Genomic DNA, 14,737 nt, shown 5'->3' on the forward strand with positions numbered 1-14,737 from the left:
TCTCCTGTCCAAGAGAGAGGGGCGGGCCGGCCGGCACCTTTGACGGAACGAATCCTGCGCTTCGGCCGCCCGATGGCGGCGCGATGTGCTGTCCTGTGTGCGGAAGAGGTGACGGACAAGTGGTCTGACCAGCGGCTCAGCGGCGCCTGCGGGCACCGTCGCGAGACACCTGGTGGACACCTCGGGAGACGGACCGGAGGCGCAGTTGGCGAAGGGGGACCCGACCAACCGGAGCCAGTGGCCGGACACCGGACCGATACGGCAACTGCTCCTGTTCCTCGACAAGCTCCGCGAGAACAACGGCCGCGAGGGGCTGCGCGGCATCGCCGAGCGGATGCACCTCTCCCCTACTGCGGTCAACGAGCTGCTTCGCGGGTTGCGCCTGCCGAGCGGCAAGGCCCAGTTGTCCAGCCTGGTACGGGCTTTGGGCGGCGGCCCGGACGAGGTGACCAAGGGACTGGAGCTCTACCGCAAAGCCCAGACCGCCTGGACCGGCCGTACCCGGCCGCACACGTCCCTCTACAGCGAGTACATACGCCAGATCGCCCCCGCCGAACTCATCGGCCGCACGGCGGAACTCGCCGAGCTGGCCGCCTTCACGACCGGCGCCCCGACCGAGAGCGCCTACCTGTGGTGGCAGGCCCCCGCGTGGGCCGGCAAGTCAGCCCTGATGTCGACGTTCGCGCTGCGCCCACCGCCGAAGGTTGATGTCATCTCGTTCTTCGTGACCGCCCGTTTCGCCACCCACAACGACCGGTGGGCTTACCTGGAAGCCGTCTCGGAACAACTCGACGCCCTGCGCGGGAGCCGGGCGCCGCTTCCGCCCAGGGAACTCATCGAGGCCCACCTGACCAGACTTCTGGCCGAGACCGCCGAGTCCCGCCTGCGGCAAGGCCGTCGGCTCGTCCTTCTCGTGGACGGCCTGGACGAGGACCAGGGTGTCTCCGGCGGCTCCGGGACCTACAGCATCGCCGCCCTTCTGCCCGTTCGGCCCCCCAAAGGCCTGCGGATCGTGGTCGCCGGCCGGCCCCACCCGCCGATCCCGCACGATGTACCCGACGGCCACCCGCTGCGCCGCTCGGCCGTGGTCCGCGCCCTGGCGCCCTCCCGGCACGCCCAGGTGGTCCGCACCGCCGCCGAACGCGACCTGAAGCGCCTCCTGCACGGAGACTCCGCAGGCCAGGACCTTCTGGGGCTGGTCACGGCGGCCGGCGGCGGCCTGTCCCGGGACGACCTGGCCGAACTCACCGGGCTCCCCGGCTACGAGGTTGAAGACAGGCTGCACGCGGTCGCGGGCCGGGCCTTCACCACCCGCCCCGGCCTCTGGCAGCACAAGGGCGTCCCCGATCTCTACGCCCTCGCCCACGAAGAGCTCCAGGTCATGGCCAAGAACACCATCGGTGCGTCCGGGCTCCTGCGCCACCGCCGACGCCTGCGGGACTGGGCCGCGACCTACCGGCGGCGCGACTGGCCCGAGGACACGCCCGAGTACCTGCTCACCGGCTACCCCGGGATGCTGCGGCAGGCGGCCGGCGACACCACCTCCGGCGCGGCCGAGGCGGAAGCCGAGATGCTGCTCTGCGCCGCCGACCCGGCCCGCCACGACCGGATGCTCGACGTCTCCGGCGGAGACGCCGCCGCTTACGCCGAGATCACCACGGCACAGGACTTCCTCCTCGGGCGGGTTCGCCCCGACCTCACCGCAATGCTGAGGCTGTCCGTACACCGCAACGAACTGGCCGCGCGCAACATCGCGATGCCGAGCTGTCTGCCCGCAGCCTGGGCGGTACTGGAACAGCCCCACCGCGCCGAGGCGATCGCCCGGTCCGCCTCCGACTGGTTCGCTCAGAAACGGGGCCTCCTCTCCCTGGTGGAAGGCCTGACCGAGGCCGGTGACGGCACCGGTGCGGAAGAGATCGTCCGGGGCCTTCCCCAGCGCGAGGACCGCGACGAGGGGCTTGCCGCGGTGGTCCGCGGGGCCGCCCGGGCCGGTGATCTGGAGCTGGCCGAACGCGTGGCCACTGGCATCCACGACATCTTCCACCGGGCCACCGCCCTGGCAGCGGTCGGCCGGTCGGCGGCGGCTGCCGGTGAACAGGACCGGGCGGTTGCCCTGGCGGTGTCCGTCGAGAACGTGGCCCGCGCCCTCTCGGACGGGTTCCGGCGCGTTTCCGTGTGGTGTGAACTGGCGGAGGTACGCGCCTCCATCGGTGACCACCCCAGCGCCCTGGCGGCCAACGCCGAAGCCGAACGCGCCGCCCGCGCCCTCCCACGGGAATCCGCCTGGCAACACGCCTACGCCCGGTTGGTACGCACTGCTGCCGCGACCGGCGACTTCGCCCGGGCACTGCACATCACCGCCGAGTTCGGCATCTGGAAGTACCGGCGTGAGGACATGCTGTGCGGACTTGCCCAAGGTCTTGCGGCAGCCGGGAGACTCGAAGAGGCGCAGGCAGCCATCGAAGCCATAGCCCCGACCACCCCGGACGGTACGGGCTCCCCCGATGGCCAGCCGGAGGACGTCAGGGCCCTGGAGACCGCGTTCCGGCAGGGCCAAGTGAACGACGCGACGCTCGACCTCGCCGTCGCCATGGCCAGGGCAGGCGACCACGACCGCGCCGTCGGACTCGCCCGTGCCCTCCCCTACCACGGCGCGCGAGCCGAGGTACTGGCCTCACTCGCCCGGGAACTAGCGGGCGTCGACCGGACCAGGGCCGTAGCACTGGCGAATGAGGCCGAGGACGAGGCCAGGGACCACCCGGACTCCGGTACCCGGACAAGGGGCATGGCTGCCATGGCGGAAGGACTCGCCCGAGCAGGTGATCACGAGGCCGCCGAAACCCTGGCTCACCGCATCACCGACAGGTACCTACAGCTCGCCGCCCTCGCGGTAGTGGCCCGTGAGCGAGGGGCCGCCGGAGAGCACGAGGGCGGCATTGCCCTTGCCCGCATGGCCGTCAGCCGCGCCGGCGACATCACCCTGAGCCACCACCACGGCCTGGCCCTCAGGGCCCTCGCGAGGGCCCTGACCGACGCCGGCGACCTGACCAGCGCCGAGCTGGCGGTACGGCAGATCGATCACGACGAACAACGAGTCAGCGCCCTGGTCGCGTTGGCGAAGGCCGCTCTCCATCAGAACGGCACGCCGGAAGATCCCGCGGAGCCGGCCCGCCGCCGCGCCGCCGCGCTGGCCGAAGACGCCGAACGGCTGGCCCACAGGATGCCTGCGGGGGAGCAGCAGTGCCGGGCACTGACCGCCGTGACCGACCTCGCGGCCACCCGAGGCGACCTCACCCACGCACTGGCCCTGGCCCGACGAACCGAGGGGCTCGCCCGCACGATCGAGGACAACCCGGCTGACCAGCAGCGGGCACGCCGCGCACGCGCCCTGGTGGACCTCGGAAAGGTCCTCGCCGTGCACGGGCAGCGCGACCGGGCTCGTAGGCTGGCCCGAGCGGCCGGGGAACTCGTCTGCGACATTCGTCTGGGGATGAGCATGGCCTTGGAATCGGCCTGCGTGGCGGCTCTGTACACGACGCTCGGAGACCACGATCGCGCAGACGCGGCCATTGCGGCGATCCCGAACCTCACAGAGCGCGCCAAGGCCCTCGCACAAGCCATCGGCCCCGCGTCCGCCGAGACCACCGTCACCGCCGCCCCGGGCCGACCGGAAGGTGCGGGCGGTCCGGGCTCCTCGGACCGAGTCGCGCAACTGGCCACAGCGGCGGAGACACTGATCGGCCGGATCCACGCACCCCACGCACGAGTGGAGGCCCTGACCGCGCTGGCCGAGGCACTGGCACGGGCCGGTGCCACGGACCGGGCCTCCGCACGCGTCGCCGACGCCCAGCCGCTGGTCCGCTTCCTCGACCAGGAGCTGGCACAGTCGGCGATGCTGACGACCCTCTCCGATGCCGCGCGATCACCGCAACGCGAACACCTGATCGCCCAGGCCCTCGCCGTCGGCCCATGGGAGCGCGTCCTGGACCGCTTGGCGGCTGTCGCACCGGACGCGGTCCGTACGGTGGCGACCGAACTGTACGGGGGACCGTAGTGGCGTCCCGTGGCCCGCGGAGCAGCAGGAGTCATGAAGGTCGGCTTCGGCGAAGCCAAGGAGCGTTGGCCGCAAACGGAGCATCGTCACTGACACGCCCGGCCTCCTCCTCGTGGTGGTGGTCACCGCGGCCAGCCTGCAGGACTCCGCCGCCGACACCCGGCTCATCGACCGCGTCGCCGCTGAACATCCCCCAATCCGCAAGGTCTGGGTCGACGGCGGCTACCGCCAGCACCTCGTCGAACACGCCGCCACCCTCGGCATCGACATGGAAATCACCGCCCGCAAGCCCCCATCCCCAAGCGGTGGACGGTTGAGCGGACCTACGGCTGGCTCAGCTCCACCGCCGCCTGGCCCGCGACTACGAAAAGCCGTGTCGGGGCGCGGCCCCCATCGCGGCCCCGGTGGCCAGGGCCACACCCCGTACCTCCGAACGTACTCCGGGGCCGAAGACACGGTGCGGGCTGACGGTTCACTACAGTGCCGCCGCCGAGAGGAACCCGCTCATGAGCACCCCCACTCCACGCACCGCAGTCGCGACCTGGGCCCCATCCCAGTCCGGACCGTGCGTGCGCTGTCATCTTCTCTGCACTAGTCAAGGCGAGCCGACCTGAACGGAGTCGTAGCCAGTCGGCGCCAGTAGATGGGCGGCGGTTGCCGTACGCGAGAGCCACGGCGGCCGGACATGAACAACCGCTCGGCCGCGTCACCCCGGCCCGTGTCCCGGGCGTGTCAGTGGCCTGCGGCATGATGCGGGAGAGGTGACGGCAGATCCGATGGGGATCTCAGAGGCCGTCCCGACCGGGGGGCGTTGTGCACAAGCTGGTCTCAGATGAGGTAGGGGTCACGGAGGATCCGCAGCTGCACTACGAGAGGTGGCGGTGGGGCGGAAGACTGCCGAGTGAGTCGCTGCGCCGTGTCCGCGAGAGCAACGTCCTGGGGCTGCTCGACTTCGACAGTGACCTGGTCCACGACCTCGGCGCCGTGGATCCAGACGTCCAGCGTGCCGTGGCGGTGCTCGCCGCTCAGCGGGCCTGCGAGGTGGCAGGCCTGACCGATGTGCCGTGGGTCGCTGGGGCGCTCGCCGCGTTGACGCAGGGGCATCCGCTACCACCCCCTTTCGACGACGCGGCCCGGATGCGGGAGGCTCTGCGGTCCACCCCTCTCGAACCGGGCCCGGATGTTCTCGGGGCAGTACCGCCCCAGCGGCGGCCGTACTTTCCCCAGCCGCCGGCAGGGTTGATGTGGGTCAAGACCGCAGAAGAGAGCGACGGGGAGACGAGCTGGGAGCTTGACCGGCTACCGGACAGCCAGGCACCGATGGTGTTCACCGAGCTCGTGTTCCCTGCCAGCACACCGCAGGTCCGTGGGCCCATCTCACAGCCGCATTTCGCTCTCCCCGCCGTACTCGCTGCTGCCGAACCCGACCCGCTCAAAGCAGCTCTGGATGCGGTGTGGCATGCGCTGAACACGTACGGAGAGCACTACCCGGAGTTGTTGGATGAGATCCGGTCGATCTGGGGCGGGCGGATATCCGTACGGGATGCAAAGACACGGCCTGCTGATCTGAGCCGACGAGTGCGGAGCGGACGAGGGAGCGTAGCGATGGTCAACTACCGGGTGAAGTGGGTACGCGCGAGCGACGGCAAGGCCATGCTGTCCGCGGTGAGCTACGACCAGCCCAGCGCCGAACACCGCAAGGCAGATCTCGAGGCAGAGGGCGCCACGGACATCAAGATCGTGAAGGTGCGGCCCGGCAAGTAGAACCGCCCGATTCGCATGCACCCGGCCGTCTCCACGGCACACGCGGGCGTTGAATGCGAACAGCCCCTCGACCTTGTGGTCGAGGGGGCTGTTGCGTTGGTAGCGGGGACAGGATTTGAACCTGCGACCTCTGGGTTATGAGCCCAGCGAGCTACCGAGCTGCTCCACCCCGCGTCGGTGAACACCACCCTACGGCACTGGCCCCACGCTTCCGACCGAGTATCCGGACGGTGAGGCGCTCCCCTTCAACCCGAAGCGTCCCGGGTCCGCCGCACTGTCCCTGACAGGAGTCAGCCCGTACTCCTCGGGAACGGACCGGGGAGTGTCTCGGACTTCCACGACCGCCCCTCCAGCGGACCAAGCTGAAGGGGCGGAGGGCCGCCCGTGAGACAGCCCGTACTGATGTCGCCGAACCTGCTGTCGATATGAGGTCGCCGGCGCGCCGGACCGCGCCCGGCCGGTGAAGCTGGGGGACCAGGCCCGGAGCGGCGGTGAAGGAGGCCAACCCCGAGTGGTCCTGACCCCTCCCTTCGAGCCGATGCTCGCCCAGGCCGCCGAGTCCGTCCCCGGACCCGGTGTCCTGGCGGGCGGCCTGGCCCTGGAGCAGAAGTTATGGACAGGGTTTTGCGGTGTCCGGTGTCCGGTGTCCGGCCGGTCATGCTGAGCAAACCCTCCAGTATTGAGACCGTGCACGATCTGGTGTCAGCGGCGGTTGTTACGGTCCGGCCATGACACGCCCCGACCACGTACTTGCTGTCCTGCGCCGGAATCCTGATCTGGTGAGGGTGGCTGCGGGATCCTTCGGTTTTGATCTTGACCGGGCCGAGCACGTGGAAGAGGTCCGTCTGGCGAGCGGAGCGCTGCTGAGGGCCGTGGCGGGTGATGACACCGGCGGAACCTATTTCGTATGTGCCGACGGGGCTGTGCTGTACGCGAGCTCCGAGGGCGAAGCGGGCCTCATCGGCGCCAGCATGGACGAGGCTCTGGAGATTCTCTTCGGTCTGCCGGGCTGGCACGACTACACCGAAATCGACCTCGCGGCCGATGAAGAGGTGCTGGAGGCGGTGTTCAACCGGACCGAAGACGAGATTCGGGACTCTTACGGCCCTGAGCTGGACGCCGATCGCAGCATGCTGCTCAGCGGGTTGGGTCTGCGCGAGCTCTCCAGGAGGGAGCTGCTGCGCAGGCTCCAGGAGTCCCTTCTGCGGACCGAGCCGGAGTTCCTGCTGGTGAATGCGGACGAAGGCTGCGCGTACGCGTTGCTGGACCGTCTTCGGCGCCCGCCGCTCTGGCAGGCGGTTCTCGCTCCCGGCCGGGCCGATCTGGCCCGGATGAGGGCGGACCGCGACTGCTGGGACGCGATTGCGGGCGATCCGGTACGGCGGGCCACCGTCCTGCGCGCAGCCCAGTACGACCGGCAGCCGGCCGACCTGCAGCTTCTGCGCATGCTCCTGCGACAGGAAGTCCGCCGCGGCCCCACCGAAGAGCTCCGCCTCGCCGCGGTCCTGGTCGCCCTGCACGGTGAGACGCAGGACCACGCTCTGCTGCGGTCTCTGCGGGAGTCCGACCCCGATGTCCACTTCCTGTTCGGCGGTTTCCCCGATTCCGCACGGGCCCTCACCCGGTGGGCGGCCGACTGGGATGAGTCGAACTATGGCCAGGATCCCCATGACGAATACGACCTCACCTGGACGGCGCTGGCCCGCCGCCAGGGGCAGACCGAGCTGGCCCGCGCCGCGCTCATACGCATCCTCGATGACACAGGCCCGCGTGATGGGGCCCTGCTCGGGTCTCTCGCCAACGAGCTCAAAGCCCTGGGGGATCTCGGGCAGGCGATCCGGGCGCGCAGTCTGCACGCGTCCCTGCAGGACGACGCCGACAAGCGCGGCTCGGCCCTGGTCAACCTCGCCTCTTTGCAACGCCGCCACGGCGAGGTCGAGGCAGCCTGGCAGTCCCTTCAACGGGCGGTCACGCTACTTGACGGCCCGCCGCCACCGCCGCCTACCAATCAGCTGGCGCTCGATCTTGATCTACCGAAACCGTCCTGTCAGATCCTCGCTTGGCGCGAGCTCGGCCTGGGGATGAGGGTCACCGAGGAACACTTCCTCATCACACAGGCCGCCGTGCCGCTCGGTCTGCACGAGGTGGCCCAGGCAGCACTCCGGTCGGGGATAGCCATGCTTGACGGCCTTGCTCACCCCACCGAGCATCTGCGCCAGGCCGCAGAGGCTGCCCAGATGCTTGCAGCACCCCGGCCCGCCTGAGGGCGTCGTTTTCGAGGGCGAGCATGACTCGACCCCAAGGGCGCCACCCCGGCGCGATGCCCCGCCAGGTGACTCGGTCTGCGGGGGCACCCCTGCGACAGCGGGCCGTCGACCGTGTCGTCCGGATCCAGGAGCTCTACGCGGCGGGTCTGCACGGCTCGAAGATGGCGCAGGTCCTGCCCTGCATGCGCGACGAGGACGGCGGCCCGGCGGTGCGAGCCACCCCGGCACGGGTGATCGAACTGAGCCTGGAGCGGGAGCGGATCGACCGGATGACCGGCGATCTGCTGCGCTGGCGCGAGGTGCTGGACGAGGTCATCGCGACGGGCGACGGGCGACGGGCGGCGGGCAGCCCCAGCCCGCAGCCTGCCGCCTGAGGCCTCCCGGGAGGGACCTAAGGCCGGCGAGAGGCCCGTACGGCGACGAGGCCACAGCCCGTGGGGCTGTGACCTCGTCATGGAAAGCGATGGCGGTACTAGATCACGGTCACGCCGGGCGAGGAGGCCCAGAAGCCCCAGTAGCCGCCCTTGGGGGCGTTGCAGGTGGTGGTGAAGTTGCCGTCGCCCTTGGATGTGGCGACGGGGAGGCAGTCCCAGTCGGTGGCGCCGGTGAGGGCGAGGTCGGTCTTGCCGTCGGCGTTGAAGTCGCCGGTGACGACCTTGACGTTGGGGCTGGCGGCCCAGTTGCCCCAGCTCATGCCGGGGGCACCGCAGGTGACGTCGAACTGGCCGTCGCCCTTGGACGTGGCTACGGGCAGGCAGTCCCAGCCGGTGGGGCCGGTGAGGGCGAGGTCGGTCTTGCCGTCGGCGTTGAAGTCACCGCTGACGACCTTCACGCCGGGCGAGGAAGCCCAGAAGCCCCAGTAGCCGCCCTTGGGGGCGTTGCAGGTGGTGGTGAAGGTGCCGTCGCCCTTGGACGTGGCGACCGGCAGGCAGTCCCAGTCGGTGGCGCCGGTGAGGGCGAGGTCGGTCTTGCCGTCGGCGTTGAAGTCGCCGGTGACGACCTTGACGTTGGGGCTGGCGGCCCAGTTGCCCCAGCTCATGCCGGGGGCGCCGCAGGTGACGTCGAAGTTGCCGTCGCCCTTGGACGTGGCGACGGGGAGGCAGTCCCAGTCGGTGGCGCCGGTGAGGGCGAGGTCGGTCTTGCCGTCGGCGTTGAAGTCGCCGGTGACGACCTTGACGTTGGGGCTGGCGGCCCAGTTGCCCCAGCTCATGCCGGGGGCGCCGCAGGTGACGTCGAAGTTGCCGTCGCCCTTGGACGTGGCGACGGGCAGGCAGTCCCAGCCGGTGGCGCCGGTGAGGGCGAGGTCGGTCTTGCCGTCGGCGTTGAAGTCACCGCTGACGACCTTCACGCCGGGCGAGGAGGCCCAGTAGCTCCAGTAGCCGCCCTTGGGGGCGTTGCAGGTGGTGGTGAAGGTGCCGTCGCCCTTGGACGTGGCGACCGGCAGGCAGTCCCAGTCCTTGCCGCCGGTGAGCGCGATGTCGGACTTGCCGTCACCGTTGAAGTCGCCCCGTACGGCCTTGACGTTGGCGGTGGAGGCCCAGAAGCCCCAGGAGCCGCCGGGGTTGCCGCAGGTGACGTCGAAGTTGCCGGCGCCCTGGGAGGTGGCTACGGGCAGGCAGTCCCAGCCCGTGGCGCCGGTGAGGGCGATGTCGGTCTTGCCGTCAGCGTTGAAGTCGGTGGAAGCACCCAGACCGTCGGGCGAATTGGCCGCGATCCAGCCGACGAGGTCGTCGGTACGGGTGGAGACGGCCCCGGTGCGCGATTCGGTGGGCGCGGTGCCGAAGCAGCCGCCCTGCCAGGAGCGGGAATTGACGCCGACGATCTGACCTGCGGCATTGAGGAGCGGGCCGCCGGTGTCACCCTTGCAGATGGCGTCCGTGCCCTTGCCCGTAACGGCCAGGGTGGTGGCGGTGGACGAATTGACCGTGAAGGTGCCCGTGTGGAGCTTGTCGGTCACCCATTCGGTCTTCGTACGGCCGAACCCGGCCGCGGTCAGCTCGGTGTTCGTGGCGGGGGCCGACGCTGCGAGGGCGGCGGGCTTGATCCCGATCACGGCCGTGGCCAGCCGCACCAGAGCCATGTCGCGGTCGTCGCGCGGGACGATCTCGGTGACGTCGAGCGTCTGGCCGTTGCCGAGCTTCGCCGTGGTCTTCAGCGCGGGCTTGCCCGCCGGGACCGGGGTGCCGGGCGTGCCGGCGAAGCAGCTCGCGGCGGTCAGGACCCAGAAGTGGTTGACCAGCGACCCGGTGCACGCCCGGGAGTTGGCCTCGTCCCCGATGGTCAGCTGGACCGCATACGGGTACTTGCCGGCGGCGGCCTCGGTGCCGGTCACCGCGAGGGCGGGGGCGGCCGGCATCAGGCCCACCGCCATCACGGCGGCGGCGGCCGACAGGCCGGTCATCCGCGAGACGCGCGGACGGAGTACGGACATGCTTCTTCCTTCGAAGGTTGGGTGCGGCAGGCGCGACGTCCACGCGCATGCCAGGGCGCGGGTCGGCCCCTGGGCCGACGGAGTCACGGGGAGTGGTGCAAGGGCGCAGTACGCAGTGCGCAGTGCCTACGGAGCGGGCCGCTGCGGTACATGAGACCGGCTGGACGGTGAATTCCGATTACCTGGAGGTGCGGATCTCCAGGGCGGTGTTCCGGCGGCCGGAGTCATCGACTCCGTAACCGGGGCCGTCTTCCGCGACCAGCTTCATCGTCGTTGTATTACGTGCCTTCATTGCCGTCCCAGTCATCGGTTCCGGTCTGCCGGAAACAGCTGCGAAACGGATGTGAAGGCCACGTTCCGAATGGGGGTATGCACTCGTCACGAGCCCATCACCCCTGGAAGCCCCCCACTTCCGGGGCCGATCGTAACCGATCTCGGGGTGCGCAACCCAACAATAGATCTACGAAGCCGACAGACCCCGCATATTGGAAGGAGGGATTCCATATTGGCCGGAAAAGTGATGCAGGCCACTGTATTGGCGGGGGTGTCGCCGCGCCGGAATCCGGGATTCAGATGCGACGATCCCCTCCGGGAATTCCTACCTGACGCGGTACTGCTTCGGTTGTCACCCCCACCGGCAACGGCAGCCCGACCGCGTACATTGCCCGAGGCCACCTTCCCGCGTGACCAGGAAGAGCGCTCCAGCACCCTGTCGGCGTCAGCTGCTGCACGAGCGCACTGGTCGTCGTCTTGCCCGCGCCGTGGGTGCCGTTGAGCCATACGATCATGGACTTGACGCTAGCGTCGTGCGGGCCGCGGGGACAGGCAGAGTAGAAAATCCGGTATGGCTTCGGCGGGTCTCAGGGTGGTGCCAGCCCGCAAGATCAGGTGCTGTCTATCCCGAAGCAGGGGTCTGGCCGCACCGACTTCGCCTCACACCGGAACGCCAGCGCCCGTTTCTCGACCACCTGCACACCGGCATGGCGACAACCAAGGCCGCGGCCGAGGTCGGCATCACCACCACGACGGACTACTTTCCCGCCCCAGGTGGGCTCTGCGACGCAGCCGGTCAAAGGAAGCCTCTCTATTGAAGTGGCATCGCTGTTGGACTGCAGTCGTCAGTCTTTGCCGTCTGCGCCCCTCCATATTGTGACGTCCAGGATGGCGTACGTACTGGGGTCGCCCTTCAGTGAGCTGCCCTTGCGAGCCGGGCGAGTTTGGCGCTGAAGGTGGCGAAGTCGCAGCTGCCGAAGCCGCAGGAGTAGAAGAGGTCGTCCTTGCTGTACTCGACAGGCTCCAACGGGGCGTCGGCGAATCGCAGATGGTAGTCCGACGTCAGCTTGATGTCCGTGTATGTCTCGGGCTGCGGGTCGGGGCGGGGCGTTGCCCCGGCAGAAGCGCTCGGGGCGCTGTCCGCTCTGTCGGCTGTCCCGCGGTCGCCGGACTCGCGGGACAGCACGTTGAGCACGGCTCCGCAGCCGGCAAGAAGCAGCAGCCGTCCGAAGATGGAAACCAGGATGACGGCGGTGCGGTTGCGTGGTCGCGCGGGCGGCGCGTACGGATGACCGGGCACGGGCATCGGGCGGGCAGGATGGAAGGTCTGTGGCGGACCGTAGCTGCCCGGCGGTCCGTACCCCTGGTGCTGGTGTCCCATGGGCGGATTCGGGCCCTGCCCGGAGGGCTGTGGAGGTCTGACTGGCGCTGGGATCGCGGAGGCCGTGGCCGATTGGGGTGCCGGCAGGGTGGTGGTGGGTCGGGACATTGGCGGGGCGGGGGCGGAGGCCGGTGCGGTCGGTACCGGGTTGGGGACTGGCGGGCGTTCGGAGATGCCCGCCACGAGTCCGGCGGGGAGCCAGTCCTCGGGCCTGCGCAGCTGTGCCTGGGCCGCCGCGGCACGGCACAGGTCGAGGATTTCGGTCAACGAGGCCCGGCCAGCAGGGTCCTGCCAGGTGCAGTGTGGTGGTGAACCCGCCGCGCGAGTGTCCCAGCGCGTGATCACGGGGCTCGGTGAAGACGCCACCTGGTGGCTCCTTCTGCAGGTCGCCCTGCTTGCGAGCTCCGGCCGCGTGCTGGTGGGCACGTCAGACTGTGGAGTCGACGCTCAGGTCCCACGTGATTGCCCCCTTCGCGTCGGCCAGGGACTGGAGCCGAGTGAGGACCCGGTGCCAGGTGCCGTCCCGCTGCCACCGGCGGGCCAGGTCATAGACCCGGTTCCACGGTCCGTACTCGATGGGGACGTCCCGCCACGGAACACCGGTCCGGACCCGGAACCGTATGCCGTCGATCAGTTGCCGCCGGGGCCAGACGGGCGGCCGCGCTGCCCTGGTCCCTTTCGGCAACAACAGCTCCAGCACCGCCCACTGCTCGTCCGTGAGATCTCCCCGACCCATGCACCTGATGATCCACAGCCCGAGATCCTCTTTCGATACTCGGCCTAGAAGGGTTCAGCGGCCCGCAGGAGATCCTGCGGCAGGTAGGGGGACTCCACCCGGATCGCCCAGCCGCGGCGGCGGGCGTGGCAGGCCAGGGCGAGGACATCGAGGTTGACGGAAACGTCCGGATCGTCGGCGCGGTCGGCGACCTCGTAGTAGGCCCGGTGGGCCTCGAGCGCGTCGGCCAAGGCGAGGTTGAAGCTCTCTTCGTCGCCCTCCACGAGCTGCGACAGCAGGACGGCGGGCGGCATCGGGAAGCCCCAGTCCTCGGCTTTCTCGGCCTCCCGAAGTGCCCGCTGCGCGGCCGCTTCGGGCTCGGCGCCCTTCAGGTAGGCGTGGAGGGCGCCGCGGTATTCGGTGAACGCCGAGCCGTCCGGACGGGCGAAGGTGGGGCCGGTGAGGACCAGCGGGGCGAGGTCCTCGCGCACGCCGGTGATCAGGGCGAAGGCGACGGCCGTCTGCCAGTACCCGGCACCGGCATTCTCGCCACGCTTGGCCGGGTAGCGCAGGGTGCGCCCTGCGATGGTCACCTCGGCCTCCGTGCCCGGCATCGCCAGCGCGATGCGGAACAGCGCCGCCCCCAGCTGGGAGGCCAGTCGGAGGGTTGCGAGCTGGGCGTCCGTGTCGCTGCCGGGGTTGCCCGCCCGCCACTGGAAGAGGCGCTCCTGATCGCCCATGGCGCTGCCGATACGCCAGGCGGCAAGGGGCTTCCCGTCGACGGGGGTGAACGCTTCCCGGAGGTGTCCCTCGTACATGGCCTCGACTTGCCCGATCCCCGCGCGCTCACAGGCGGGCCGCTCCACCACCAGCGGGCCCGCGGCAAGCGCGGCGACCGCGTCCGGCCGCCGGTCGCGGCCGAACCCTGCGACCCTGGGACCCCGGGTCTCGAAGCCGGTGACCAGCGCGTGCGGGAGGTAGTCGGTGCGGACGGCCGGCGCCCAGCTCAGCGTCCGGTACGCGAGCGCGGCGAGAGCGAGGGGGACGAGCGGAAGCAGAGTGCTCGCAGAGGACGCGGGGCCCTGCAGGGCCGCGTGCCGGGCCAGAAGATCGGCGAGCGCGGCATCGAAGGCCTCCCGGTCCTCGACGACCAGGGCGCGCAACGCGTGGAGGGCCGCGCTGTCCGGCCGCTCCTGGAGGGACTCGCCGGTCTCGGCGGCGCGAGTGCTGATGCGGCCCAGCGCCGCATCGACGGCGGTGAGCTTGGCCTGCGCGCTCGGCGGGTACTCCTCGTCGTCGCCGGTGTCATCCAGGACCACGGCCATCAGCCCGGTGACGAGTTCGCCGGCGGGCGTGCCGGCCGCCTGTGCGACGAACTTGTCGCGGGCGAAGTGGAAGGCCTCGCCGTGGAACGTGGCCTTGTCCCTGAGGACGGCGAGGCAGAGCGCGTCGATCCACTCCCCGGCGGTGACGCTCTCCTCGGGTGCGTCAGCGTCCTCCCCCGGGTCGTAGTTGATGCCGAAGTTCACGTACTCCAGGAAGACCTGGAAGCTGCAGTGCGGGTAGTACGCGGCGTAGGCAACGGCGCCGGCCGCGGCCTCCGACGCGTCCTTGAGGGCCGCCTTGGCCTCCGAGGTGTCGAGGTCGGGTGTCGCGACGGAGAGGGCGCCCAGGTAGTCGAGGAACTCTTCGGCGATCGACTGCCATTCGTCGGTGGCCATCCGGCCGGCCCTCGACATGGACCGCACCTGACCCCCGATCCGGTTGGTGAAGTCCTCTCGCGCTGCCGACACGACGGCCTCGCGCACCTGGTGACGTTCTATTCGCACTGCCCTGCTCCTTGATCGATCTC

7 protein-coding genes, 1 tRNA gene and 3 pseudogenes are annotated in these 14,737 nt (G+C 70.2%); 5 read left to right on the forward strand and 6 right to left on the reverse strand.

Annotated features, from left to right (window positions below; all coding sequences use genetic code 11):
- Positions 1 to 172 precede the first annotated feature (172 nt).
- From IE248_RS25325 to IE248_RS25335, 3 genes and pseudogenes are all read left to right on the forward strand, one after another.
- Positions 173 to 4,054: a P-loop NTPase family protein gene (locus tag IE248_RS25325; protein ID WP_190031777.1), complete on the forward strand. Its 3,882-nt coding sequence runs from the start codon at positions 173 to 175 to the stop codon at positions 4,052 to 4,054.
- A 49-nt stretch (positions 4,055 to 4,103) separates the two neighbouring features.
- A pseudogene (locus IE248_RS37555) lies at positions 4,104 to 4,449 on the forward strand (transposase); the annotation flags it as partial.
- Between the two features lie 418 nt (positions 4,450 to 4,867).
- Positions 4,868 to 5,818 (forward strand): DUF8636 domain-containing protein, encoded by a 951-nt coding sequence (locus tag IE248_RS25335; protein ID WP_190031830.1) that lies wholly within the window; start codon positions 4,868 to 4,870, stop codon positions 5,816 to 5,818.
- Between the two features lie 97 nt (positions 5,819 to 5,915).
- On the opposite strand, the gene IE248_RS25340 is transcribed toward IE248_RS25335, so the two are convergent.
- Positions 5,916 to 5,992, reverse strand: a tRNA-Met gene (locus IE248_RS25340).
- A gap of 554 nt (positions 5,993 to 6,546) precedes the next feature.
- Between IE248_RS25340 and IE248_RS25345 the strand changes: the two genes are divergently transcribed.
- Together IE248_RS25345 and IE248_RS25350 are read left to right on the forward strand one after the other, a co-directional pair.
- Positions 6,547 to 8,082, forward strand: coding sequence for a tetratricopeptide repeat protein (locus IE248_RS25345; protein ID WP_190031779.1), 1,536 nt, complete (start codon positions 6,547 to 6,549; stop codon positions 8,080 to 8,082).
- A 68-nt stretch (positions 8,083 to 8,150) separates the two neighbouring features.
- Complete coding sequence (locus IE248_RS25350; protein WP_190031780.1) at positions 8,151 to 8,459, forward strand: MerR family transcriptional regulator; 309 nt, start codon at positions 8,151 to 8,153, stop codon at positions 8,457 to 8,459.
- 98 nt (positions 8,460 to 8,557) lie between these two features.
- On the opposite strand, the gene IE248_RS25355 is transcribed toward IE248_RS25350, so the two are convergent.
- The 5 genes and pseudogenes from IE248_RS25355 to IE248_RS25370 all read right to left on the reverse strand — a co-directional run bounded on the left by IE248_RS25355 (position 8,558) and on the right by IE248_RS25370 (position 14,693).
- On the reverse strand, positions 8,558 to 10,516 hold the full coding sequence (locus tag IE248_RS25355; protein WP_190031781.1) for a trypsin-like serine protease: 1,959 nt from the start codon (positions 10,514 to 10,516) through the stop codon (positions 8,558 to 8,560).
- A 713-nt stretch (positions 10,517 to 11,229) separates the two neighbouring features.
- A pseudogene (locus tag IE248_RS37560) lies at positions 11,230 to 11,304 on the reverse strand (ATP-binding protein); the annotation flags it as partial.
- A 398-nt stretch (positions 11,305 to 11,702) separates the two neighbouring features.
- Positions 11,703 to 12,170, reverse strand: coding sequence for a hypothetical protein (locus tag IE248_RS25360; protein ID WP_190031831.1), 468 nt, complete (start codon positions 12,168 to 12,170; stop codon positions 11,703 to 11,705).
- A 289-nt stretch (positions 12,171 to 12,459) separates the two neighbouring features.
- A pseudogene (locus IE248_RS25365) lies at positions 12,460 to 12,906 on the reverse strand (IS5 family transposase); the annotation flags it as partial.
- Between the two features lie 44 nt (positions 12,907 to 12,950).
- Positions 12,951 to 14,693 carry an immunity 49 family protein gene (locus tag IE248_RS25370; RefSeq protein ID WP_190031829.1) on the reverse strand — a complete coding sequence of 581 codons (1,743 nt, stop codon included), beginning with the start codon at positions 14,691 to 14,693 and terminating at the stop codon, positions 12,951 to 12,953.
- Between the last annotated feature and the right edge of the window lie 44 nt (positions 14,694 to 14,737).

Origin of the sequence: Streptomyces goshikiensis, assembly GCF_014650555.1 — a bacterium.
GTDB lineage: Bacteria > Actinomycetota > Actinomycetes > Streptomycetales > Streptomycetaceae > Streptomyces > Streptomyces goshikiensis.